The organism is uncultured Rummeliibacillus sp., assembly GCF_934216135.1.
GTDB lineage: Bacteria > Bacillota > Bacilli > Bacillales_A > Planococcaceae > Rummeliibacillus.
This window is the reverse complement of record NZ_CAKQBI010000019.1, coordinates 27,936-52,478: the sequence shown is the minus strand read 5'-3', so window position 1 is coordinate 52,478 and position 24,543 is coordinate 27,936. Positions and strand designations below refer to the sequence as shown.

23 protein-coding genes are annotated in these 24,543 nt (G+C 34.4%); 5 read left to right on the top strand and 18 right to left on the bottom strand.

What is annotated here, in order from left to right; translation table 11 throughout:
* Positions 1-117: 117 nt before the first annotated feature.
* From Q0977_RS12410 to Q0977_RS12395, 4 genes are all read right to left on the bottom strand, one after another.
* Positions 118-1,458, bottom strand: a complete 1,341-nt coding sequence (locus tag Q0977_RS12410) for an LLM class flavin-dependent oxidoreductase (RefSeq protein ID WP_299514389.1) — start codon at positions 1,456-1,458, stop codon at positions 118-120.
* A 52-nt stretch (positions 1,459-1,510) separates the two neighbouring features.
* Positions 1,511-2,524, bottom strand: a complete 1,014-nt coding sequence (locus tag Q0977_RS12405) for an ABC transporter substrate-binding protein (RefSeq protein ID WP_299514386.1) — start codon at positions 2,522-2,524, stop codon at positions 1,511-1,513.
* A gap of 85 nt (positions 2,525-2,609) precedes the next feature.
* Positions 2,610-3,431, bottom strand: coding sequence for an ABC transporter permease (locus Q0977_RS12400; RefSeq protein ID WP_299514383.1), 822 nt, complete (start codon positions 3,429-3,431; stop codon positions 2,610-2,612).
* A gap of 14 nt (positions 3,432-3,445) precedes the next feature.
* Complete coding sequence (locus tag Q0977_RS12395) at positions 3,446-4,246, bottom strand: ABC transporter ATP-binding protein (protein WP_299514380.1); 801 nt, start codon at positions 4,244-4,246, stop codon at positions 3,446-3,448.
* 425 nt (positions 4,247-4,671) lie between these two features.
* Here Q0977_RS12395 and Q0977_RS12390 point away from each other — a divergent pair, with 425 nt between their 5' ends.
* The gene (locus Q0977_RS12390; protein ID WP_124218069.1) at positions 4,672-5,109 is read left to right on the top strand and encodes a Fur family transcriptional regulator; all 438 of its coding nucleotides are present in this window, start codon (positions 4,672-4,674) and stop codon (positions 5,107-5,109) included.
* Here Q0977_RS12390 and Q0977_RS12385 read toward each other — a convergent pair whose 3' ends face one another.
* Positions 5,110-5,688, bottom strand: coding sequence for a YitT family protein (locus Q0977_RS12385; protein ID WP_124218068.1), 579 nt, complete (start codon positions 5,686-5,688; stop codon positions 5,110-5,112).
* Between the two features lie 170 nt (positions 5,689-5,858).
* Here Q0977_RS12385 and Q0977_RS12380 point away from each other — a divergent pair, with 170 nt between their 5' ends.
* Positions 5,859-6,629 carry a sporulation protein gene (locus Q0977_RS12380; protein ID WP_299514375.1) on the top strand — a complete coding sequence of 257 codons (771 nt, stop codon included), beginning with the start codon at positions 5,859-5,861 and terminating at the stop codon, positions 6,627-6,629.
* A 325-nt stretch (positions 6,630-6,954) separates the two neighbouring features.
* On the opposite strand, the gene Q0977_RS12375 is transcribed toward Q0977_RS12380, so the two are convergent.
* The 5 genes from Q0977_RS12375 to Q0977_RS12355 form a co-directional block, all read right to left on the bottom strand.
* A complete protein-coding gene (locus tag Q0977_RS12375; protein ID WP_299514372.1) occupies positions 6,955-7,740 on the bottom strand; it encodes a PhzF family phenazine biosynthesis protein in 786 nt (261 codons plus the stop codon).
* A 742-nt stretch (positions 7,741-8,482) separates the two neighbouring features.
* A complete protein-coding gene (locus Q0977_RS12370; protein WP_158582315.1) occupies positions 8,483-8,986 on the bottom strand; it encodes a DUF1648 domain-containing protein in 504 nt (167 codons plus the stop codon).
* Positions 8,987-9,074: 88 nt separating this feature from the next.
* Positions 9,075-9,590, bottom strand: coding sequence for a hypothetical protein (locus tag Q0977_RS12365; RefSeq protein ID WP_119414977.1), 516 nt, complete (start codon positions 9,588-9,590; stop codon positions 9,075-9,077).
* Between the two features lie 11 nt (positions 9,591-9,601).
* Complete coding sequence (locus Q0977_RS12360) at positions 9,602-11,056, bottom strand: FAD-binding oxidoreductase (protein WP_299514367.1); 1,455 nt, start codon at positions 11,054-11,056, stop codon at positions 9,602-9,604.
* A 146-nt stretch (positions 11,057-11,202) separates the two neighbouring features.
* Positions 11,203-11,709 (bottom strand): hypothetical protein, encoded by a 507-nt coding sequence (locus tag Q0977_RS12355; RefSeq protein ID WP_299514364.1) that lies wholly within the window; start codon positions 11,707-11,709, stop codon positions 11,203-11,205.
* 609 nt (positions 11,710-12,318) lie between these two features.
* Here Q0977_RS12355 and Q0977_RS12350 point away from each other — a divergent pair.
* Positions 12,319-12,675 carry a hypothetical protein gene (locus tag Q0977_RS12350; RefSeq protein ID WP_299514361.1) on the top strand — a complete coding sequence of 119 codons (357 nt, stop codon included), beginning with the start codon at positions 12,319-12,321 and terminating at the stop codon, positions 12,673-12,675.
* A 68-nt stretch (positions 12,676-12,743) separates the two neighbouring features.
* Here Q0977_RS12350 and ade read toward each other — a convergent pair whose 3' ends face one another.
* The 3 genes from ade to Q0977_RS12335 form a co-directional block, all read right to left on the bottom strand.
* Positions 12,744-14,492 (bottom strand): adenine deaminase, encoded by a 1,749-nt coding sequence (ade, locus tag Q0977_RS12345; RefSeq protein ID WP_299514358.1) that lies wholly within the window; start codon positions 14,490-14,492, stop codon positions 12,744-12,746.
* Between the two features lie 161 nt (positions 14,493-14,653).
* Positions 14,654-15,661, bottom strand: coding sequence for a hypothetical protein (locus Q0977_RS12340; protein WP_299514355.1), 1,008 nt, complete (start codon positions 15,659-15,661; stop codon positions 14,654-14,656).
* On the bottom strand, positions 15,630-16,166 hold the full coding sequence (locus Q0977_RS12335; RefSeq protein ID WP_124218059.1) for an RNA polymerase sigma factor: 537 nt from the start codon (positions 16,164-16,166) through the stop codon (positions 15,630-15,632). Before Q0977_RS12335 ends, Q0977_RS12340 begins: the two co-directional genes overlap by 32 nt.
* 144 nt (positions 16,167-16,310) lie before the next feature.
* Here Q0977_RS12335 and Q0977_RS12330 point away from each other — a divergent pair, with 144 nt between their 5' ends.
* The gene (locus Q0977_RS12330) at positions 16,311-16,847 is read left to right on the top strand and encodes a GNAT family N-acetyltransferase (RefSeq protein ID WP_124218058.1); all 537 of its coding nucleotides are present in this window, start codon (positions 16,311-16,313) and stop codon (positions 16,845-16,847) included.
* Positions 16,848-16,972: 125 nt separating this feature from the next.
* Here the strand turns inward: Q0977_RS12330 and Q0977_RS12325 are convergent, their stop codons facing one another.
* The 3 genes from Q0977_RS12325 to Q0977_RS12315 all read right to left on the bottom strand — a co-directional run bounded on the left by Q0977_RS12325 (position 16,973) and on the right by Q0977_RS12315 (position 21,766).
* Positions 16,973-18,547, bottom strand: coding sequence for a long-chain-fatty-acid--CoA ligase (locus Q0977_RS12325; RefSeq protein ID WP_124218057.1), 1,575 nt, complete (start codon positions 18,545-18,547; stop codon positions 16,973-16,975).
* 372 nt (positions 18,548-18,919) lie between these two features.
* On the bottom strand, positions 18,920-20,614 hold the full coding sequence (locus Q0977_RS12320) for an FAD-dependent oxidoreductase (RefSeq protein WP_299514413.1): 1,695 nt from the start codon (positions 20,612-20,614) through the stop codon (positions 18,920-18,922).
* Positions 20,615-20,923: 309 nt separating this feature from the next.
* Positions 20,924-21,766, bottom strand: a complete 843-nt coding sequence (locus Q0977_RS12315) for an alpha/beta fold hydrolase (RefSeq protein ID WP_119414987.1) — start codon at positions 21,764-21,766, stop codon at positions 20,924-20,926.
* Between the two features lie 207 nt (positions 21,767-21,973).
* Here Q0977_RS12315 and Q0977_RS12310 point away from each other — a divergent pair, with 207 nt between their 5' ends.
* Complete coding sequence (locus tag Q0977_RS12310; protein WP_124218055.1) at positions 21,974-22,423, top strand: MarR family winged helix-turn-helix transcriptional regulator; 450 nt, start codon at positions 21,974-21,976, stop codon at positions 22,421-22,423.
* Between the two features lie 66 nt (positions 22,424-22,489).
* On the opposite strand, the gene Q0977_RS12305 is transcribed toward Q0977_RS12310, so the two are convergent.
* Both Q0977_RS12305 and Q0977_RS12300 read right to left on the bottom strand, forming a co-directional pair.
* The gene (locus Q0977_RS12305; protein ID WP_124218054.1) at positions 22,490-23,080 is read right to left on the bottom strand and encodes a GNAT family N-acetyltransferase; all 591 of its coding nucleotides are present in this window, start codon (positions 23,078-23,080) and stop codon (positions 22,490-22,492) included.
* A 591-nt stretch (positions 23,081-23,671) separates the two neighbouring features.
* Positions 23,672-24,442, bottom strand: a complete 771-nt coding sequence (locus Q0977_RS12300) for a class III extradiol ring-cleavage dioxygenase (protein WP_299514344.1) — start codon at positions 24,440-24,442, stop codon at positions 23,672-23,674.
* Positions 24,443-24,543: the final 101 nt, after the last annotated feature.

The window sequence follows — 24,543 nt, the reverse complement described above, 5'->3', positions numbered from 1 at the left end:
CTCTATGTTTCTGTTCTCCCGTAAATTGCTATACATTTCAAATCCAAAACTATACATTTCCACTATATACCACTTTCACATACAATTCCACTAAAATAACTAGGGATTAAACTAAAATTATTGTGTGATTTTTTGTCGAGTATATGGATTAATTGGACGTTTTAAGCCAAGGTTTTCACGTAATGTCGTGCCTTTATATTCTGTTTTAAATAATCCACGACGTTGTAATTCTGGAATCACAAGTTCGACGATATCGTTTAAACCTTGTGGGAACGTTGGTGGCATAATATTAAAGCCATCTGCTGCATCATTTTCGAACCATTCCTGTAACTGATCTGCCACTTGTGTTGGTGTTCCAATAATTTCACGATGTCCACGTGCCCCTGCAATATTGTTATATAATTCTCTTAGCGTCTTTAACCCTTTTTTCTCTACAATGCCTTTTACAATACCTGATCGAATATTTGGATTTGTTCCATCTACTTGTTGACCATTAAAGTCTGGGATTGGTCCTTCAAAATCATAATTTGATAAATCTACACCTGTAAAGCCTGATAAATAATTAAGCCCTACTTCTGGCGTGATATAGTTATTAAGTTGTTGATGTTTTGCAATGGCCTCTTCTTCTGTTTCTGCTACTACTATGAAAGCTCCTGGCATGATTTTTAAATCTTCAGGCTCACGACCATATTTTGCTAAACGCCCCTTTACATCGCTGTAAAAAGCTTGAGCATCTTCTAATGTTTGCCATGCTGTGAAGATAACCTCAGCAGTTTTTGCTGCTAGTTCTTTCCCCGCCTCTGAAGAACCAGCCTGTACGATAACTGGATGCCCCTGTGGTGTAGAAGGTGTATCTAATGTCCCTTTTAATTTAAAGAATTTTCCTTCATGGTCAAGCGCATTCACTTTCTCTAAATCGTAATAACGACTACTTTCCTTATCAATGATTAATGCCTCTTCATCAATCGAATACCATAGTTTTTTCACAACATCGACAAATTCATCGGCGCGTTCGTATCGCTCAGCATGTTGATAGTGCGCATCACGTCCAAATAACAACGCCTCTCGCTCATTTGCAGATGTCACAACATTCCATGCTGCACGACCGTTTGATAAATGATCAATCGCCGCAAATTTACGCGCTACATGAAACGGCTCATTATAAGAGGTAGTTAAAGTTGCTGTTAAACCGATGTTTTTTGTGACAGCTGCTAATGCAGAAATGATAACAACTGGGTCAAGCTTTAATCCTGAATGTGCATTTTCTAAAATCGGCTGTCCAAATACATCAGCGAAAAATATATTATCAAATTTACCACGCTCTGCAATTTGTGCAATCTCTGTTAAATACGCTAGATCTGTTACTTTACGTACTTCTGTTTCAGGATGTCTCCAGCTGGCAACATGGTGTCCTGGTAAGTTGATAAACGCTCCTAAGCTTAATTGTTTTTTTGACATATTCAATCACTCCTATTTTTAGTTATTTTCCGTCGTATTAGTACTAACGAGTCTATTTTGCATTAGGGTTGTATTCATTTGTATACAGATCTTCTAATTTCACTTGTCCTTTTTGTAAGTTACCGTTTTCTACTAACCAATCAATCCAAACTTGGAAATCTTTCTTTTCAATTTGACCACCTTCTTCAACGACTCCAAAGCTTTTCCAATATTTCAAGTTTTCTGTTGTTTCATTTCCTTCACGCGCAGATACAATTTCTTTAAATTTCGCAATTACTTCCTCACGAGGAGTTGTTTTTGCCCATTCAATTGCTTTCGATACACCTTCTACAAACGTTTTCACTGTTTCTGGATTTTCTTTAATATACTTTTCTGTAAAGAAATAATTTCCCGCTGTAAACTCACCAAATAAATCGATATCTTTAAATACAGGATAGATTCCCCCTTTATCTAAAGCTCTTTCCTTTCCAATACCACTAAGCGCTACAACATCAATTTGGCCAGCGCGTAAAATTTGCTCTGCGCTTGCACCTGGAACAACGACTAATTCCACATCACTGATTTCATCTTTTGTTAAACCGTGATCACGTAAATATTGCTTCACTGCAAATTCAGAATGTGCGCCCAATGTGTTAACACCAATTTTTTTACCGATTAAGTCTTTCGCTGTTTTAATGCCGCTATCTTCTAATGCATAATAGCCAACAAACGAGTCTTTATCACTACCGTATTGCGCTACAACTGATTTAATCTTCACACCCTGTGCATACGATTTAATAATGGCACCATTAAAACCTGAACCAAAATCTGTTTCGCCTGTTGCTGTTAATTGAATACTTTCAGGACCACCGACATAATCACTTACTTTTTCTAACTTGACATCTCCTAAGTAACCAAGTTTCTCTGCTAATTCTGCTAATGTTACACTGCCTGGTGAACTTTGATATTGTAAAACTTGATCTGGGCCTTCAGCACTCGTTGTCGTTGCTGAACCTCCATTAGAGCATGCTGCTAAAAGTGCTATACTAGCAGCCGCTATTGTTGAAAATAACCATCTTTTTTTCATCATACATTCTCCATTCTATTCTTCTAGTAGTTCTATAGTTTACAAAACTTATTAATTTAATAGGTATTAAATTAAAATAAATTACTCACTGTTTCCATCTTGAAAAGTATCGCTCTGCACTTGAAAGACCATAGTTAATCAATAAACCTAATAACGAAATAGTAATGATACCTGCATACATTTCAGCAATTAAGAAGTTAAATTGCGAATATGTGATAAAGTAACCAAGCCCTGCTTTTGCGCCAATCATCTCAGCAGCTATTAATACTAAAATTGCCCCCGTACCAGCCATACGAACTCCTGTGAAAATTGTCGGTACAGATGCGGGTAAAATTACTTTTGAAAATAATTTAAACGATGAAATATTCATAGAGCGCGCTGATTTAATTAATAATGGATCCACGTTTTTTACCGCTGAAATAGTGTTTAATAAGACCGGCCAAGTACATGCAAATAATACAATTGAAATTTTAGAAACTTCACCAATGCCCAATAGTAAAATGAATACTGGTAATAACGCTAAAGCTGCTGTGTTTCGAAATAGTTCTAAAATAGGTGTTAGTAAATCTCGTGCTAATGGATACCAACCGATTACTAACCCTAATGGAATGGCTATGACTAATGCTAGGACAAATCCAAATATTGAGCGTAATATACTTGCTTCAAAGTGTCTCCATAATTCCCCATTTAAAAGTAATTCCCACCAAGTACGAACTACCTCTGAAAATGGTGGTAAAAATGTCCTTTCCACTAATCCTAGTTGTGGTACTAACTCCCATAATAAGACAAATAATATAAGGACAATCGATTTTTTTAAAGCATTCACAAAACCTGGTAGTATTTTTAACGTAGTTCTATGTGGTTTACTCGACTCGTTGATCTGTCTTGCTTTATTTACAGTTACCATCTAAAAACCTCCTTTTAAATGTATGCTCCTTGATATTCCGGTTCATGTAGTAAACTCCATACTTCATGTCTCGCTTTTACAAATGCAGGATTCGATTTAATATCTGCATCATCTAAACGATTTTTCAGTGGAATATCTACAATCTTTTTGACGGTTCCTGGATTGGCTGTTAGTACAACAACTCTCTCTCCTAAGTACACTGCCTCGTCAATCCCATGCGTTATAAAAATAATGGTCTTTCCTGTTTTCTGCCAAATACGCAATAACTCCGTTTGTAGTGTTTCACGAGTTTGTGCATCGAGTGCTGCAAACGGTTCATCCATTAACAGAACATCTGGATTGAATGCTAAACTTCGTGCAATGGCTACACGTTGCTTCATACCACCTGATAGTTCATGTGGATAGCGATCCGCAAAACTTTTCAAACCTACTAAGTCTAAATAATAGTCGGCACTCTCTCGCCACTCACTTTTCGGAATACCTTTTGCTTCTAATCCAAACTCTATATTGCCTCTGGCTGTTTTCCAAGGAAGCAACGCATATTGTTGAAAAACAATCCCCCTATCTAACCCTGGCCCTGTAATTTCACGACCATCGATTAAGATCCGTCCTTTTGTAGGATGCGTTAAACCAGCTAACAAATCGAGCAAGGTGGATTTTCCACAGCCACTAGGCCCTACTAATGATATGAACTCACCTTCCTTTACTGAAAAGTCAATGTTTTGAATGGCCGTAAACTCACGTTGCGCTCCCTTTTTATGTTCATCTCGTACTAAAAACTCTTTAGTTACTTGTTCAAACTTAATTTTTTCCATCTTACAACCTCCTTACTTAACTATTCGTATAAGTTTAGTATGTTTTATGTTTCAAAAAATCTAATCGAATACTCATCTTGCGTGCTATTCACATCCTCTAATATAAAATAAAAGGCACCTTTATCAAAAGTAGATAAAGGAGCCTCTAGTTGACTAGTGAGCTTTAATATTCAATTATTGTTATTATAATAATTTAGGTTAATTATAATGTCAACCATTTTTATAAGGATTATCGGTTTTATTTTAAAAATATTCTATAATTTCTGTAAATTAATCTTTAATGGATAAATTGTTTAGTATAAACTTCTTACGATTTAGAACAATGCGCTGAAATAATTAGAAGCCCTCTCGAATATATTGTTAATACTGTTAAAAATCAGTACGAAATATGGATTTTGAAGAAGAAAAAATTAGGGGGGATTTTAATGTCCGTTTCGAAAATAAGTAAGGTCGAACAGATTTTAAAAGCGTCACATTTAAAAATTACCGAACAACGGTTAGCTATATTAAATTTTCTTCAAGATAATACGAGTCATCCTACTGCGAATGATATTTTAATTGCTTTGCAGACTTACTTTCCGTCTTTAACATTGAAAGAAATTAATGAAAATCTGGAATTGTTTGTAGAAAAACAATTAATACGAAAAATATCCATCACCCCTAATCTCACAAGGTTTGATGGAAATTTACAATCGCATTATCATGTCATCTGTACACATTGTCATAAAGCTACAGATTTCAATTACCCAAGCTTTATCGATATCGAAAGTATTGCTAGTCAAATTACAAAGCATCAAGTATATACGCATGAACTAATGCTTTTTGGAATTTGTCAACAATGCAGCCATGCAGATTGCTTCTAATTATGCATGTGCTGCATGTCTATTTACAAGGGAAATTGTAATCCCACCAGCTGCAATGGTAAAAATCGAAAATAAAAAAGTACCTCCTGATATTAGTAATCCGCCTAATGAAATAACAAAAGAATCTATCAATAAAATAATCATCCCAACATTAATCCCAAATCGTTTACTTAAAAATAATGCTAATAGATCTGTCCCGCATGTACTAATATCAAATCGTAACATTAAGCCAGTACCTAAACCAACAAATATACCACCAATAATGGAGCTGTACAGTATGTCCAAATGTAATAGATATCTTAATGGCCTTAAATAATCGATGAAAAAGGATGAAATAAATAGCCCATGCAAGCTGTTGTAAAAATATTTTTTCTCTTTAAACCAGGCCACTATGAACATCGGTAAACTCAGAATAACAATCATTAATCCTATTTTTAAATTAAATAAATAATTCAAGATTAAAGATAAACCGATAAATCCTCCATCTAATATTCTATTTGGAGCCAAAAATAAATTTATACCTAGAGATAGGAATATACTCCCTATTATAACCATTAATCCTTTCTTAAATAAAAACATAGTAGCCTCCTCGAGAACTGAACATGTATCTATGCTATGAGTATTTCTGAACAAAAATGATATACCGAGATAAGCGAAGATAAAATAATTTTAAAAAAAACAATACCATTCTGAAACTTTTCTATGGATTTTTCGTAAATTATGTAAATTCATACAAAGGAGGAGTTAAAATGTCCTTGTTACATAAAGCATTAGCTAGTTTAGGTATTGGTGCAGCAACAGTTGATACAAAGTTAGAAAAGGCCGACTATACAGGTGGAGAGGTTATTCATGGTGAGGTTCAAATTCGTGGAGGAAATGTAGACCAACAAATTGATGCCATCTATTTAACCGTCTATACAAACTATAAACGTGAATTTAATGATACAGAGATAATGGCTAAGGGAGTTATTGAGAAAGTTCAAGTTACAGAACCCTTAACAATAAAAGCAAATGAAAATAAAGTTATCCCATTTTCATTTACATTACCAATTGATACACCAGTAACGATTGGTAAAACACAAGTATGGATTAATACTCATTTGGATATTGATAACGCCATTGATCCTAAAGATAAAGATTACATTAATGTTCACCCTTCTTTGTTAGTCGCTGATATCTTAGAAGAATTATCAAATCTTGGTTTCAGGTTGAGGGAGGTAGAATGCGAGCAAGCGTCTTTAAGGTTACAAAACCGCTATCCTTTTGTTCAAGAATTCGAATTTGTCCCTACTAGCGGTAGCTTTCGTAGTCACTTAGATGAACTAGAGATTATCTTTTTATCTCAAACTCCTGATTATGTAGAGGGCATCATGCAAATTGATCGAAAAGTACGCGGGTTAGGTAGTTTACTATCCGAAGCACTTGAGATGGACGAATCATTTGTACGTTTTACCATTCGAAAATCAGATGTACCTACTCTTCGTGGTACTTTGCAAAAATTGATAACTAAATATGTCTGATATCCCCCTATACATCCACTAAATCAATCTTTTTTGAGATAATGGTGTAGCTTTAAAATAAAGTTTGAACAAAAAACACCTCGTAAATCCTTACTTTAAGATTAATAAGAAGCATCCATTTTAAAAATAGATAATCAAAATGGATGCTTCTTTAGCATTTTTAATATTGTTTTTTATTAAAAAAGTTTGATCATTTACTACAGCGTTACTCCATAAAAGCGCCCGATAACGGAATAAGCGTATGGTAATGTGATCCCTCTAACAAATAGAGTTTCGTCGCGTTGTTTAATAAATGCACCAGTTAATTCAGTAATTACTTTGAATATTAAACTGTTAACTGACCATCAAAAATGGTTATAGATTTACCACAAAGTAAAACGTTTTCATCCAATACTCTAACCTTTATAATTCCTCCTCTTTCTGAAGCCTGATAAGCTATAAAATCAGTTTTATGCAATTTGTTTTTCCAATATGGACCTAAACAACAATGTGATGAACCATTTACATAATCCTCAATTATCCCTTGGGCAGGGGAAAAGAAACGTGAAATAAAGTCGAGTTCATTTGTACTAGACTGGCTAGTAACAATTACCCCTCGAACTGGTAATTGTGTTATTAAATCTATATTTGGTTTCAAATTCCTTACTATATCCTCCGATTCCACTTCCACTAAGTAGTCGAGTTTATTTTTACCCACATATACAGGTTCAACACCTAAAGCCTTGATTAATAAATCAGGTACAACCACTTTCTCTTCTAGAATTGCAGGGAACTGTAATTGAACCCAATCATCTATTGACTGTGCTTTAAGAACGCCACTTTTGGTATGAAAGGTGATAGATTTCTCTTTATCAACAAATCCTTTTTCCCATAAAAAGAATGAACTTGCTAGTGTTCCATGTCCGCAAATTGGTATTTCAGTGGTAGGAGTGAACCAACGTAAAGAATATTCATTATTTAATGAACGGATAAAGGCAGTTGTCGGAACATTAATTTCTTTAGCAACTGCCTGCATCCATTTAGGATCTTTTTCTTCATTTAAATAACAAACTGCTGCTGGATTTCCTTTAAAGGCTTCCTCTGTAAAAGTATTTATAATAGACATTAACATCATTAATCCCACTTTCTATTATTAAGCTGTTATAAGTTTAAGTTCTCTGAAATAATCCAAATTCCTTCTTCCACTAAATGGCCCTTAAATTGAAAAAGACGCATTCCTTATTAAAGAAATGCGCCCGATTGTCGAATAACGAATGCCCTTAGTTTTATGCTGGGTTCACAAGTTTATAAACAACAATAATCCCAAACAACGTTTTGGGATTATTGTTGTGGTTGTGGTATAATTTAGAATTATGTGAATTTAATAATTAGAGAGAGGTTGTAGCTAGATGGCAGAAAAGAAGTCCGTAAATAAAACTAGGGTAGCTTATTATGTTTTTTCAGCATTAGCATTACTCTTATGGGCATTTAAGTACATAGATAGCTTAAAATAAAGTTCCTAAATCAAAGTTTGAAAGTGTCTTAAAAAGCGACAACGTTGAAGTAATATCGTTTGTCGCTTTTTTAGTGTAACTTTGTTTATACAAATTTTTATACAGAAAGCAGGAACAGCGTTTATAATAGCTAAGCTGTGCTTTAATTTGCATAAAAACTTATATTTTATTTCTTTATAAATCTGCATCTTTTCTGATACTATCTAATAAGAAATGTTGTTCAATTAATGGCCTAATTGTGGAATAAGTAAAAACCTGCATTCCATACAGTTTTTTTGAGAACATTACGGGCATTTTATTGCTATTTTTTAATGTATTAAAATGATGTACTAAGCCCGGAAGAAAAGCAGGGCTTTTATGTTAAGACACTTCTTTCTTTAAACGTACTGAACGTACGACGAAGATAATAATTGTTCCAATAATCATTACACCAAAAATAAGTAAGTCCCAAGGCCCTACTATACTTCCTTTACCTTTTGCGACATAAATATCATTTATAGCAGAGAAAGAAAAATAGATTAACATTTCATTTTTGATGAAATTCATTAATAACATCGAATTTTTGAAAAGTACTTCCCTATTCTTTTCAGTTAGACCGGAGTAATTATGAAGATGCGGTCTCGTCTCAACTATTTGTAGACTAAACCATAAGAAAATCCCTATCATTAACGGAACAAATACAAACCATCTATCGCTCCATTTATCAGGCTCCCCTGCAAGATTATAGTGACTCGGTACTTTGTCTGGTAACGTTGACCAATTGATCAAAATGAAGCTTAAAGCGATTATAAATGATAGAATAGCGACGATATTAAAATAGATTCCAATTTTTGGACTATTGATTTTCAACTTGTTCTTCTCCACTTTATCAGCCTCCAGCTTTTAGAACGTATTTTAATCACTATTACACATTTTTCCGCAAAATCCTTTTTTGTATAAAAATAGATTAAATCTAATTACTAACATTCTTGCCTAGCATCTTCAACAATCCGCACCCACATAATAGCCATCCAAACATGGAGATAATTACAACAGGTGAGATAATTTTGATAAAGGATAAAGAAATCATGATCCATCCTACTAATATATAGTGGTTTACTGCATGTAGATGATAGCTATCTTGTTCAACATGCCAAGCACGGAAATAGCCTTGAAGAAAGCCTAATAAGACTTGTAAAATTAGTGCTATGTAAGGTAAGAGATCCATTTCTATATTAAACTGCCCTACCACCAAATAAGCACATCCCATTCCAAAATAGACGAATGAGATGTGTGATTTTTGTTTGTTCTTTTTGGTTTGAAATGTTCGATAGCCCCATGCAGCTGAAAAAGAATGCGTCGCAAATAGCCATGCAAATAGCGTAAATGTAAGAGATACTCCTTTGAGCCAAATCACATAGTATGGAAAAACGACTACTTGGCCAACTGTAATGATTAATGGGATTAATCGATTCCATTTTCTTTTCATACTTTACCTCGTTACTTCAAATAATTTTGATAAAAATTGTTTATGAACACTTCATTTGGATCGAGCTTTAACTTTTGATCTTTGAAATCTTTCCAATTTGTATAGGATTCTTTAAATTGTTTCTTTGTTTGATATGGATAATACGGAAGATAATATGTGCCTCCATGTGCCAAAGTGATATCGGTCCATTTTTGTATTATTTTCTTAGCATTTTGAATATTTTCTTCTTGAAGACCATGCTGAATTAGAATCACTAAACCGAGCATATCCTCTTTTGCGTAGTTGAGAGAAGTCGTTTTATCTTTTGCCGCATAGCGAATGGTTATATTATGAATTTTAAAATCATCATCCGCATCATTCGCAGGAAGAAATTGTTTTAAATCTTTCATATACTCACCATATTCACCAACAGGTACAAAAAATTCTTGTAATACTTCTACCTTTCCTGGCTTTGTAAATTCCATAAAAGTAGATTCAGAACGCATTACATTATTTCGGGTTATTTGAGAGTTTTCAATCTGTTTCATATAAAGATTTTGTGTATTCCAAAACAGGTCCTCTAAAAAACCACCTTGTCTCCCCATATCAAGTGAATACTTGGTTAGATGTACAAAGCTTTCCTCTTTTAACTTCGTTTTTTGATCATATTTTCCCGTTTTATAATAATCAATTGCATACATTTCATCTAAAAATGAACTTGGTGCAACACTAACTCTCGCATAATGCATGGCGATTTCAGCATTACTTTGCACATCCTTAAAATACGATTCATATTCACTCGTTTTCATCTTGTTTGTATGAATGGTATACAGTTCGTTATCTGTTAAATCGAGTGTGACATCTAGTATTACGCCAAATAATCCGTAGCCACCTAGCACATATCCCATTAAAGCATCATTTTTTCTAATAGTCTTGATGTCCCCTTTCGGCGTCAACAATGTAATTTCTTTCACCATATCTGCCATGGGGCCAAAACGAATATCTCTGCCGTGTGCATTCACCGAAAGAGAACCACCAATTGTAAAAATCGATTGCGATTGAGTTACTTTAAGTGCTAAGCCATATGGTTGAACCGCTTTTTGAACATCTTCCCAACTAGCCCCTGCTTCAACTCGAACCGTTTTTTCTTGTTTATTTACCTCCATTACTTTGTTGATGGTTCGCATATCAATGACAATGCCATCCTTATAATATGTATGTCCTCCTTGTGAATGTTGAAGACCTGCGATTGAAATATGTTTACCCTCTAGATTGGCTTGTTTCACTATATTTTGTAAATCCGTACGATTAGTTGCTTTAACAACACGGTCGACATGTTCTGGTAAAAGCCCTGTATAATCTGTCGTCATTCCACTTTGAGCAAGTCCATATTTTCGTTTTTCTATCGGAATATTGAAAGCTACTAAAATAACAATGATCAATACAAGAAAACACAGAATCCATGGACTCTTAACAATTCGCTTCATAGAATCCTCCAATAGGTGCTTTTTATAAAATATCTTTATGGAAATTTTATCATATAAAAATTGTTAGATTTCCAATTATTTAGTAAACAGGACATTTGAATTAGACGGCGATATATATAAAGGACTTAATACTACATTACATTTACTTAGTTTTCCTTGACCCGATCATACAAATCTATAATTTCTTTATGTACTTTTCCATCCTCTTTCCCTTCCCAATAAATCACTGCATAGAGTTTATCTATATCTTTAAACTCTATGGACTTTCCATCTTTTGTTATTGGTGGTGAACCTTCGACAGCTCCTGTATCAACATCATTTTTAAAATCCTCGGTTCCTGTAACTGCTTTGCTCTGCAGGGTTTCTTCCTTTTTGTTAATGACAGCATTCATTTCAAAGGCAAAATAATTAGTAGTGTAATCATTACCACTTGATTTAAACCGAAGCTTACCATTTCCTGAATTAAGAATCCCTGAAGTCAAATCCAATTGGTAACCATTTAGCTCCCAATGCGGACTTTCTCCTGATAATCTTAAATGATAAAAATCATTTCTAGTTTCGTCACGTGATCCTCCGAATCCTAAATAAAATACAATAACACATAAAACGCCGATTATAATAATCAACATTGGATAAAAAAACTTATGAACCACAATCTCACCCCTCACTTAGGAAAATAAAGATTGGTAATCTCTTAGAGTATCGTAACTTTCAGAAAATTATCGTCAATCAAACATTCGCTCCCAACTGTTGAGAAGTGGAAGTAAAACTTTAATCCTAGCATTCTAATCTCTATCATCTTCACCAAAAAACTCTACTCAATGGATATTATTCACTCAGATTTTAAGAGTTATCCTATATAAATTTATTTCTAAAACAGTTCAAAACTATTTACTTCTTCCTGACAATTTACACAATAACCTTTACCATTTGTTATTGGAACAGGACAACCACATTCACAATATTATAATACATTTTCTGTAATATCTAATGAAATAAATCTATGACCGCAATATTTACATTTTGTAAGATAATCTGCATTCTCTTTTCGGCATTTCGAACACTTCATTTACTTCACCCTTTCAAGATATCTTTGAATTTGAAAACTTATATCTTAATTTAATTATTGTTCAATATTATGATTCTATATATTAAATAAAATCCCTTTCTTATTTCAATGTTAATCCATCAGTACCTGTGCTTTTTTGCTAACGCTTTCATTTTTCCTGGCATATTTATAAGGAAAGAAGGAGGTGTATCCTATGTCTTTAAATTGGATTAGAGTTTCAGTTGTATATTTTGTACTTGGAATTGCTTTAGGGATCTATATGATTGCTACATCCAACTATGAGTGGGTCGCTTATATTCATATACTCGTTTTTGGATGGTTGTCGAGTGCTGTGATTGGGCTTATTTATAACAATTTTAATTTCCCTGATGATACAGATTTAGCTAAAGCTCAATTTTGGCTATTCAATATAGGTCTAGTCATTTTCTTAATGGGTGTGTTGCTGATTAGCCCTGCTCCTGCCTTAAATTGGGTTTACACTGGCGCAGTTGCAGTTGCTTTATCAGGTGTACTATTCATATTTACCATTTTCAATGATTTAAAGGCATAGCACTACCTTATTAAAAAAGCAGATTCCATTTCTTTTGGAATCTGCTCTTTATTTTATATGTTGGTTGTTTATGCTTCGATTGAGATATGTTGAAAACTGGTTACATCAAATAATCCCGTATCTGTCAGCTTTAATGATGGTATGACTGGTAATGCGATAAATGATAATGTTAAAAATAGATGGAAATTCAAATCAGGGTTCAGTTGTAATAACGCTTCATGTAAATGATGTAGGTGTTTAGCTGCTACATTTGCCTTTTCGTTTGTCATAAGTCCTGCAATTGGAAGAGGTAAAGCACTTAGTACTTTGCCATCTGCTACAACGATGTAGCCCCCTTGCATTTTTTGTAGTTCGTTTAATGCTAATAACATATCTGCATCATTTGTTCCGCATACAAGTGCATTATGGGAATCGTGAGCAACAGTTGTCGCAACTGCGCCTTTTTCCAATCCGAAACCATGGACTATGCCAAGCGCAATATTCCCTAGATTATGATGACGCTCAATGACTGCTAGTTTTAAATAATCATCTTCTACTGAAGGAACAAATTCTCCATTTTCCACTGTCACTTCAGCCACTTTTTTATGGGTAATAATTTGGTTTGGTTCAATTTCGATTATATTTGCTAGGTTACTATATTTAAAGGATATGGCTAAATCTTGCGCTGTTAGCTTTGGAATATGAACAGATTGTAAAATAGAAGGTGGCACTTCTTTTGTATTGTTTTGATTAGCTAGGAGTTCCCCATTCTCAGCTACTTTCTTGCCATTTTTCCAGACTGATTTTGGCTTACACGTTGTTAAATCATCAAGGACGATAAAATCCGCTATATAGCCTTCTGCTAATGCACCTTTTTGGTACATTCGATAACATTCCGCCGCATTCAACGTTGCTAGCTGAATTGCTTGAAGTGGCTTCATCCCTTCTTCAATCGCTATAGCAATCGAATGGTTAATACTTCCTTCTTCAATCAATTCATCTAAATGCTTATCATCTGTGCAAAATAAGAAACGTCTCGCATTTGCTGAATTGACGGCAGGTAATACATCGCGTAAGTTTTTTGCTGCAGAGCCTTCACGTATTAATACATTCATCCCCTGTTGTATTCTAATTGATACTTCTTCTGCGTTTACACATTCATGATCTGTTTGAATTCCTGCAACTCGGTATCCCCGAATTTGACCTGCATTTAGTCCTGAGCCATGTCCATCAACAATATTTCTTGTAGCTTCTGTTTGAGCTATTTTTTGAAGCATATCTTCTTGGCCTTGTAATACCGCAGGAAAATCCATCACTTCAGCTAACCCTAACACATTTGGATGCGTTAAAAACGGTTGTAAATCTTGTGCATTTAATGTTGCCCCTGCATGTTCAAAAGAAGTAGCCGGAACGCTTGATGGTAGCATTACGTTGATATCCATCTCTGCATTTTCGGCATCATCTAACATATACTGAATCCCTTCAGCACCTGCAACATTCGCTATTTCATGTGGATCTGTTATTACAGTCGTAATCCCATGAGGCAATAAAATTTTGCTAAATTCAGACGGCGGTAACATAGAGGATTCGATATGAATATGACCGTCAATCAGGCCCGGAATCACGTATTGCTCATTTGCATCTTCTTCGACATGAGCTTCAAATATTCCATCTTCATCAATGGCAACAATCATTCCATCAGTCACCACTATATCCGCTTTTCGCCATTGAAGATTAAAGACATCTGCTACTATTGCATTTCGTAAAATAAAATCCGCTCTTTTGCTATTTTGAGAACTTAAAATTCTTTCTTTTTTTCTCATCAACTCTTCACTCATAGAATTACCCCCTATACCTAAATATTGCTTTCTACATTTATACCACAAATTTCCTAGTATGAACAAAAAGTAATACATAGGCATAGAGAGTTAAATTAACATACCCATGGAAGAATTTTTAAAGAAGAATCGCCTTTTTAGCATATTATTCACATAAAATGTCACCTAAAAAGGCCATACCATATAGCTCCGATTAAAATTACAGTCGCTTGGATCATTAAATTGATAATGAGGTAATGTCGTTTAGCCTCTGGCCGATGTTTTAACTCCATATAAAGTTGGATTCCCCAATAGATAAAGCTCAAAACTACTACCATGGCAATAGGAATCACTCCGAAGTAATACAAAGAGCCTGCTATGATTAGTATAAAACCAAGAATAATAGACCAATCAATGTATTTATGTTTTTTATCTATATAAGTAGGTGTCCGTTTAATAATGGGAGTTTTATCTTGGATAATAGCTCCTACCAAAAATGATACGACATAAATTACTGCATAAAGAATAATGATGTCAGTACCAGAATCCAAAGTATTCATTGTATATTTTATTTTTTGTAGTTTCTTTGCAGGTTCTCCTTCAATTTTATACCATCGATTATCGTTGACATCTTTTATATAAAGAACTTTATCGGTGCTATCCAAAAAGACAAATTTCAGAAATAATATTGCTTCACTACCTGTATTCAAGTTACTATATTGAATCTGTGCATCTCTAACTGAAGTTTTGTGCGTTTTTAAATCTATATTTTTGATTGGTTTAGCGGATTTAAGAAAATATTCTGTGTTATAAATAAAACTACTATATGGGTTAACTCTTTTATTAAAGCCAAAATAATAAGATGGATTTCCAGTCGGCGTATAGGTTAATGAATGGGAGGTTGAAATATCCATTGTTCCAAAATCAATAGCATCACTTTTTAAAAGTTCCATCATACTTTCTGCTCTTACTGAATTTTGCGTAGATGGTTCTGATCGTAAGGTTAGAATATACAAACCGCACACAACAACTAGTATGGCTAGTGCAAACGCAGGTTTCCATTTGTTAAATTGTTTGCGTGTAGGATGTTGAATTCTCTTTGATAATTTTTGGAAACTTTGTTGTTTTTGTTTCGGATCTCGCTCAATTGTGGAGAGCTCATTTAATAATTGATCTAAATCCTTCGCCATGTAATTCCCCTCCCTCTTCCAATTCTTTTTTTAATGCTTGCATTGCACGAGCTGTTGCGTTTTTTACTTTTACTTCTGTCCATCCCAATAGATTCCCTGTTTCTTTAATCGAAAGGCCCTCTATTTTTCTAAGGATGATAACTTCCTTGTATTCTAATTTAAGTTTTGAGAGGGCACGATAAACTGCAACGATTGCTTCCCCTTTCTCGACGATTTCACTTGGGAGCAAATTTGTGTCTTGTTGTTCATGTTGTGAGAGAAACGGAATGAATTGAATAATTCTTTTTCTTCGGTAATGATCATAAACTAAATTTCTTGCAATTTTTCGTAGCCACGTTTGAATAGATGCCTGCTCTTTAAACGTCTCGAATTGCTTATACGCTCGATAAAACGTTTCTTGTGTAAAGTCCTCAGCAGTTTCCTTATTGCCAACAAGCATTAATATGTATTTAAATATGGCATCACTATATTCTTCGTAAAAACATTCAAACTGTTTTTGCTGCATTTGAATCCCCCTTCACAGCTATAGACGAGTGACCATTGAAAAAGAATCACTAGATGTAAAAATTAAAATTTCTATTTATCTACTATGATATACTAATTTTATAAAATTCTGATAGCCTATCATAAAAATGAAGGAGGACTTCAAATGATAAAGTTGGAGTACTTTGAACGTACTGATATAGAACAACTAATAAGTTGGATCCCATCGGCCTCATTTACATTACAATGGGCTGGTCCTGCTTTCCAATATCCTTTAACGGTTTCACAATTCGAAAAGTATATACAAAATGCAAACAAAGAGGATTCGGATACATATATTTTTAAGGTCATTGACCAAGATACAAAACAAGTGATTGGGCATATCTCTTTAGGGAGAGTTGATAGAGTGAATAAATCTGCTAGGATTGGCAAAGTATTGGTAGGTTCTTCGCAGTATCGTGGAAAAGGCATTGGTGCTGAAATGGTGAAAGCTGTCTTAGCAATTGCTTTTGAAGAAATGCAATTGCACAAAGTGACTTTAGGTGTATTTGACTTTAATGCCTCTGCCATTCGATGTTACGAAAAAGTAGGATTTGTTCAAGAAGGGTTATTAAGAGATGCAAGAAAAAATGGAGATGAATATTGGAACTTGATTGAAATGGGGATTTTAGAAGACGAGTGGAGAATGAATCATAAAAAATAATTTTTCTGAAATGTGCGAAGAGATGATGTGATTTTGATTTGTACCTGCTATTTTATCTATCATCAACTAATTTTAACCGTGCCATTAAAAAAGGGGGTTCCCTTTAAGGACACCCCCGTTATATATTACACTTCCGATTTTTCTAGATGAGTTTTTCTCAAATGCACTTTTTGAATTTTTCCTGATGCTGTTTTTGGTAACTCATCCACAAAAGTTACACCCGTAACTGCTTTGAAATGTGCAAGTTTAGAGCGAGAGAAATCGATAATATCTTGCTCTGTTAGCTTAGCATTTTCTTTTAAGACAACATATGCATGAGGTGTTTCACCCCATTTTTCGTGCGGAATCGCAATGACAGCTGCTTCTAAAATATCTGGATGGTCATATAGCACACCTTCTACCTCAATTGAAGAAATATTCTCACCCCCACTAATAATGATATCTTTTTTACGATCTGTAATCGCTACATATCCTTTTTCATCGATATGTCCGACATCACCTGTGTGTAACCATCCATCTTTAAGTGTGTTGATGGTCGCTTGCTCATTTTTCCAGTAGCCCTTCATTACGCCATGTCCTCTTATAACAATTTCACCAACAGATACACCATCATGCGGAAGCTCATCTCCATACTCGTCCACAACTTTCACTTTCGTACCAATCAATTGAGTGCCACCTTTTGCTTTCAGCTGATACTTTTCTTGGTCTGGTAAGTCTTTATATTGTGGAAGAATACGAGAAATGGTACTTAAAGGTGAAGACTCTGTCATGCCATATACTTGGATAAATTCCCAACCAATCTCTTTTTCCACTCTTTCAATAAACGCCATTGGAGGAGCTGAGCCCGCAACAATAATGCGTAATTTCTCAGAAAGTGGTGGTGTATATTCATCATAGTATTGAATTAGAGAATTCAATACAGTTGGAGCCATATGAATAATTGAAATATTATGTTTTGCAATGACATTAAAGATTGCCTCAGGTGTTGCTTTTCTTAAAAACACTTGTGTTGAACCATTTGCTGTGTAGTAAAACGGCGATCCCCAACCGTTTACATGGAACATCGGTAACACATGTAACAGGGCATCTTCATCTATAACACGTAAATGATGCATAGCTGTTAGTGCATGTAAGTAGTTGTTACGGTGTGTCAACATAACCCCTTTAGGATCTCCTGTTGTTCCACTTGTATATAGTAAACTAGCAACGTCATCCTCATCTAGTTCTACACGATTAAACGGGCTATCATCAAAATTCCCAAGCCATTCATCATACCCTAGTTCAGGCGTTTCTTCATCCTTATAGTGAACGATAATTTGTTGAACTGTTTCTAACTTATCTTTTATAGGAACAATTAAAGGATACAAATCTTGATCCACTAGTAAAATCTTAGATTCACTATGATTTAATATAAATAAGTAATCTTCAGGCTTTAAACGGATATTCAGTGGAACCATAATAGCCCCTAATTGATAGATTCCATAAAAACCTTCATACATTTCAATCGTATTGGAAGCTAAATAGGCTACCTTATCCGCCTTTTTCACCCCAAGGGACTGTAGACCGCGAGATAACTGATTAACTCGTCCGTTTATTTGAGCGTAAGTAAAAGCTCTCTTTTCATCAAAAATAGCTTCTTTATCCCCGTATAATTCTACTGCTCTGTCTAAAAAATCTGTTAGCACCATTTGTACATTCATCCCTATACACCCCTTAGTAAAAATGAATTAAATTAATTTTACATTATTAAGATATTTTTGTACATATTTAAGATATTAATTGATTTAAAGAGAATTATTTGATATTTATAAATAAAATGAATCTAGTAGTTTATAAAATATCAATATATCAGTATTTATGTTCCATTTACTAATTTTATGAATAAACTAATAGTTTTTTTAGAATATATCTGATAATGTCTATTTCACTAGACGATACACTCCCAAAGGAAAAAGAGAAAAGAAAAAAGGCGGCTTTCCGTTCAAAATTGAACAAAAAGTCGCCTAATAATTATTTCTAGCAAAAAGGTAATTTAGTGAAGTCTAAAAATCATCCTTCCTCTAGAGATACCTTTATTTAAAATTATATTCAGTTACGATTTTTTCACGCCCTGTTACAATATCATTGAAGTATTCATACAGACAAATACCTAGGAATGATCCTGACACATTCCAAATATTATTAAATCCAGAATTTTTCAATGCCATTACAGCGTTATAGCTACGTTGCCCTGAACGACAATGAACATAAACTGGAACATCTTTTGGGATTTCATCCATACGATCGCGAAGTTCACTTAATGGAATATTCACTGAACCTTTTAAATGTCCATTTTCATATTCATTTTTTTCACGAACATCTACAAAATATGCATTTTTCTCCATTAGTTCGCGAACTTGTGAAACCGCAACTTGATTATATCGACCATATAATAAGTTTAAGCCAACTAACGCTGCAAGATTTACGATATCTCTTGCTGTGCTATACATTGGTGAGTAAGATAATTCTAATTCTTTCAGATCTTCTAGTGTACCATTCATTGTTATTAAAGTAGCAATGACATCAATACGCTTGTCTGCATTCCCCTTACCAATAGCTTGTGCACCTAAAATTCTTCCAGTTGGTACTTCGTATACTAGTTTGAAGTGTAATGGATTACTATTTGGCATAAGTCCAACTTTATCTGGTGCGATTAAGTACACATTATTTACGTTAAAACCAGCGTCTTTTGCTGTTTTTTCATTTAGACCTGTTACGGCACAGTTCAAGTCAAATATTTGAATACTAGATGAACCGATTACACCTGTGTTTTGATTTGGTATATTGTATATATGATTTGCAGCTGCACGTGCTTGTCGTTGTGCTGGACCTGCAAGTGCAAGTCTTGTTTGCTTGTGCAGCAAGCGATGATAAACTTCAATTGCATCACCTACAGCATAGATGGATGGATCCGATGTAACATAATTAGGGTTAACTTTTATCCCCCCGAGTTCACCGATTTCTAGTCCAGCATCTTTTGCTAAAGAAATTTCCGGTCGAACGCCAATCGCTAGAACGACTGCTTGGGCTTTCACTTGTCTGCCAGAATTTAATACAACAGAATCATCTGAGATTTTTGCGAGAGCATCATTTACAAATAGTTGAACACCTTTATCAATCATTTCTTTATGCAAAATTTGTGCCATATCATAATCAAATGGTGTCATAATTTGATTATTTGATTGTACTAAAGTTATATTCTTCCCTGCCAAGCGTAGATTTTCCGCTACTTCTACTCCGATAAAACCTCCGCCAACAACTGTAATATCTTTGACATTATCATTTTTTACATATTGGTTTAAACGTTCAATATCATTGACGTTTCTTACAGTAAAAACATGAGGAGCATGTACTCCTTCAATATTTGGAACGATTGGACTCGCACCCGGTGATAAAACTAAATAATCATAGCTTTCGTCATATTGTTCATCTGTTAGTAAATTTTTGACTGTAATTGTTTTAACTTCACGATTAATATTAATAACTTCTTGTTGTACACGTGCTTCAATATTATATTTTGTTTTAAAAGCGGTTGGATTCGTTAAGACCAATCTTTTGCTATCTTCAACAATTCCGCTCAAATGGAATGGTAACGAACAATTTGAAAATGAAACATGTGGTCCTCTTTCAAACATAATAATTTCTGCTTGTTCATCTAAACGGCGAATTCTTGCAGCAGTAGAAGCTCCGCCTGCTACGCCACCTACGATTAAAATCTTTTTCACTATACTTACCCCCATTTTGAAACTTCGAGTTCTGCTTCAATTTATACCCCACTAGGTATATTGTCAATATAATATATGTATCTGTCATAAATTATTCTAAATTTCAAATTATTCTTTTAGTCATTTATTTTCTAAAAAAAAGAATCTCATTCTGGTTTTGTAATTAAACAGAATAAGATTCTTATTATGAATTGGCTGAAAAGAATTGATGATAAAACGCTTATAAAGTGAAGTGCACTCATTAAATTATTTAAATGTTTAATGGATTCTAGTAGTTAATAAAATATTAATCTACTTTACGAATAGAAACTATTATAAATCTGTTTTTAAGAACCGTACAAGTGCTGTGTTAAATTGTTCAGCATGTGTTGCGTTCAAGCCATGTGGTCCACCTTTTATGACAACAAGTTGGCTATTAGGGATTCTTTCATGTGCCTTTTGACCACTGAATTCTAGCGGAACAATTGCATCGGAATCACCATGAATAATCAAAGTCGGTACATCAAATTTATCTAGGTCGTCTCGGAAATCTGTTTTACTGAAAGCCGCGATACAGTCGAGCGTACCTTTTGGTGAAGCAAATGCTGCAATATCACGATTGTGTAATCGGAATTCTTCGCTTACTAAATCTGTTCTGTCTCCAGATGCGAAGAAGTTAGTTGTAAACGTCTCTAAGAACGCAAGGCGATCTGTCTTAACTCCTTCTTGTAACCCATTAATCACTTCATCGTCAAATCCACCATCCGGATTATCTTCTGATTTGTAAAGGTATGGAGGAACAGCCCCTGCTAACACTGCTTTTGCAATTCGCTCTGTTCCGTAAGTGCCGATGTAACGTGCGACTTCGCCTCCACCCATAGAAAATCCAACTAGTGTAACATCTTGTAGGTCTAAATGAACGAGAAGTTTATTCAAATCGTTTGCAAATGTATTGTACTCGTAACCATTCCACGGTTGTGATGACTGACCAAAACCACGACGATCATACGTAATAACACGATAACCAGCTTCAACTAATGCGGGAATTTGTTTTTCCCATGATCTTCCGCTAAGCGGCCAACCATGAATCAATACCACTGGCTTTCCTGCGCCAACATCCTCATAGTGTAGCTCGATAGGTGCTCCATTTTCGATTCCAACTGTAACTTTACTCATTATAAATCCCTCCAATATATTATTTGACAAATTTCATTTTGCATAATTGTATTTCGTAAAATTATATTGTGCAAAATGTATTTTGTAAATTAATCTTATATTATCCATAAAGTATTGTCAACAATTAAATTTTGCAAAATGTTTTTTATTATTGTAGAGGTATGTTAAAATAAAGATGAAAAAATATTAAGTATACGAGGTATAACTATGGAAACAAACGCGGATAATCTTAAATTAGAAGATCACTTGTGCTTCTCATTGTATGCCTGTTCAAGGGCAATTTTGCGACTTTACCGTCCATATTTAGACGAACTTCAACTCACTTACCCTCAATATCTAGTCTTGGTCACTTTATGGGTGAAGCAGAAAAGTACGATTAAAGAACTTGGAGAGGTACTAAGTTTGGATACTGGTACTCTGACTCCTCTACTTAAACGTATGGAAGCTGCTGGTCTTGTCGAGCGTCATCGTGACAAAAAAGATGAACGCATTATGAACATCCACATTACGAATGCAGGTCAAGCACTACAGGAAAAAGCCTCATGCATTCCTCAATCCTTGCTAGAAGCTTCTGGCATGAAGCAAGAAGAGTTAAATGAAATAAACGTAACAATAAAGCAACTTCTACAACAGCTAAATACGGCTTCCAAGAAATAGAGGTATAGAAAAATCCACTCCTGACTGTAGGAGTGGATTTTTTGTATGATTGGCATTTTATTATGTTTAATTGATAACCGATGCCTCATCTTTTCCTGTTTGTAAATTGATATACTCTTCTTTTAACATAGAATAATATTCACTATCCGTAAGGACACCTTTAATCATATGATTTTTACGAAGAGTAGCTTCATGTGTCATACCTAAACGACGCAACAGCTTTCCTGAAGCTTCATTTTTAACATCACATTCTGCAAATACTCTTTCTAACTCTAGTATATTGAACGCTAAATCGAGTATTAACTTTCCTGCTTCTGTCATGTAACCTTTTCCCCAATAATGCCTATTTAATGTATAACCTAGTTCTCCACTCTTATTATAATCGTGGACTCTAAACTCAATTGCACCAATCATTTTATTGTTTTCTTCTTTTAACAAAACTGCATATTTACCGATTGGCTCTTTTATAAAATAGTTTGCTATAAAACTTTTTGTTTGGTTTAGATCTTTATGTTGGTCATAAAGGTAACGTGTTGTTTCTTCATCAGATGTATATTCATACATATCTTCAGCGTCTTCAAACGATACCGGACGTAATATAAGACGCTCACTTTCCATTCGACTATGCTCTACCATTAAAAGGTTTTCTTGTTTCAAGTTAACTCTCCCATCTTTATAATACTATTGTGATTTTACTATCTTTTCCAATTATTATAACATAATGGAACTACCATATATAGTATATTTTTCCAAAAGTATTTGGTTCTGGTATATGGAAGTGGAACTAGGGATAGCAGCCTAAGAATACCTTAGTGAAATTAAAACGCTAATCTATAAGTAATACTCCACATTATTAAAAGAAAAGATACGGTTAACCAAAAAGTATTAATAGTAGTTTTTTCGTCGTTCTTAACTTTTTTTAATATCTTTACTAGATTTAAACAGAAGACAACACATAGAACTGGGACTAAATATATTCCAACAATATCAAGTAAATTATGTAAAAATCTATACCGAAAGCTAATCAGAAATCACCCTCCTTTCATAATAAGCCTACTGCTATCCTGTAAAAAAGGTGCAACATAAGTACAATTCCTCCCAACATATTACTCGGTAGTGGTACCCCCTAATCTATAAAATATTCTTTATCAATCATCAACATTCCTGCTTTTACTATGGATTTCCCTTCTGCTATGGTTAAAAAGTCAAAAAAAGAGAGGGCAATTCCCTCTCTTCTTAAAACTATATCTAAAATTCTATACACATATTACTCATCGTACCGAATTCATAGGTTTGGTTGATCTTTTTTGGTTTTGTTGATTTGTTGCTTGCGCTTCCCATTGCGATGAATAGTGGCACAAAATGTTCTGCTCTAGGAACGGCAAGGACAGCATTTGGTGCAAGTGAACGATACTGATCTAATGTATCAATATCCCCTTTTTCAACATGTTCAAAAATCCAGTTATCAAAATCGACTGCTTCTTTTACTGGACTTGTTGCACTAGGGTTCATCCATTGGAAATTGTGAACGGTTGTACCACTACCAATTACTAAAATATCTTGCTCGTCAAGCCCCTGTAAGGATTTTCCAATTTTATATTGCTCCTTTGGTGATAAAAATGCGTTAACAGAAATCGCAACGACTGGAATATCTGCTTCTGGATACATATGTTTTAACGCTACCCAAACACCATGGTCTAAACCGCGTTCTACTTCACGACGAGTAGGAATTCCAGCTTTTTTAAAACGATCTTCCACTATTTCTGCAACTATTTTTGAGCCTTTCGCAGGGTATTTAATCTGATACATTTCCTCAGGAAAACCGTAGTAATCATACACAGTATCTAAAATATCATCTGTATAGGTGATTGCTAATGTTTCACTTTCCCAATGAGCACTAAAGATGACAATCGCTTTCGGTTTAATGTGTTTTCCTAAATCCTTTAGAAACGCTGAGTAGTCATTTTGTGTTACTGCTAAGTATGGTGAACCATGTCCTATAAATAATGCTGGGACCATTTGAAAACTTCCTTTCTTTATAACCCTATAAATACCTAATGTTATCATAATCTTTTCAAGGTAAAAACAGAAGTCAGGAGGTCTATAAATCTTATTTAGGC